At 43.5% G+C, this 968-nt stretch carries 1 protein-coding gene; it reads left to right on the top strand.

Annotated elements, in window-relative coordinates; genetic code table 11:
* Positions 1-74: 74 nt before the first annotated feature.
* Positions 75-953, top strand: coding sequence for an IS982 family transposase (locus tag FEK30_RS00195; protein ID WP_138071026.1), 879 nt, complete (start codon positions 75-77; stop codon positions 951-953).
* Positions 954-968 lie beyond the last annotated feature (15 nt).

The raw sequence follows: 968 nt of genomic DNA, 5'->3' as shown, positions 1-968 counted from the left end.
AACGTGAGTTCGGGATAAGGGAAGAGGGGTAGAGTAGTCTGGAAGTGTCCAAACTAAACCAATCTACTCACCCCATGTCTAGTCTAGAAGAACTTTTCTGTAATGTGGATGACTTCTGTCAAATCTTTGAGCCTCTCTGGCATCAAGAGTTAATTCAAGGCGGTACAGTGACTCGACTTCGCTCCCGTCGTTTATGCCTCAGCGAAATTCTGACAATCTTGATCTCCTTTCATCGCGAATCCTACCGTAATTTCAAACATTTCTACGAAAAGTATGTTTGTCAACATTGGCGAGAAGCCTTTCCACACCTCGTCAGCTATCAGCGTTTTATCGAGTGGATACCTTCGACGATTGTGCCTTTATGTGTGTATTTAAAGCATTGTTTCGGGAGCTGCACAGGTATCAGTTTCATTGATGCGACAAGCCTAAAAGTCTGTCACAGTAGGCGTATTCACAGTCACAAGGTCTTTGATGGTCTTGTGGCTCTCGGCAAAACTTCCGTGGGTTGGTTCTATGGTTTTAAGCTTCATTTAGTGGTCAATGAACTGGGAGAGTTGCTCAATGTTCAAATCACCGCAGGTAATGTAGATGACAGAAAACCCGTAGAGGAGTTAGTGCAGCAATTATTTGGCAAAGTCTTTGCAGACAGAGGCTACGTTTCTCAACCGTTAACGGAGAAGTTACGGGAAACCTATGGGATTGAGTTTTTTGCGAAGCCAAAACGCAACATGAAGAACAGATTAATGCGTTTGACAGATAAATTATTATCGAGAAAGCGCTTCATTATTGAGACAGTGATTGACCAGTTAAAGAATATTTCACAAATTGAGCATTCCCGCCATCGTAGTCCGGTGAATTGCTTTGTGAATATACTTTGTGGCTTAATCGCCTACTGCCATCAGCCGAAAAAGCCCTCGCTACAGTTAGACTGGGCATTACAGCCTTCGGCTTAACCCGAACTCACGTTA

Origin of the sequence: Picosynechococcus sp. PCC 11901 (assembly GCF_005577135.1) — a bacterium.
Taxonomy (GTDB): domain Bacteria; phylum Cyanobacteriota; class Cyanobacteriia; order Cyanobacteriales; family MRBY01; genus MRBY01.
The sequence above is the reverse complement of the archived record's forward strand: the minus strand, read 5'-3'. Positions and strand labels throughout refer to the sequence as shown.

Excerpts from the sequence above, each read along its gene's own strand:
- FEK30_RS00195 (WP_138071026.1), top strand. The coding sequence starts at position 75 with ATGTCTAGTCTAGAAGAACTTTTCTGTAATGTGGATGACTTCTGTCAA.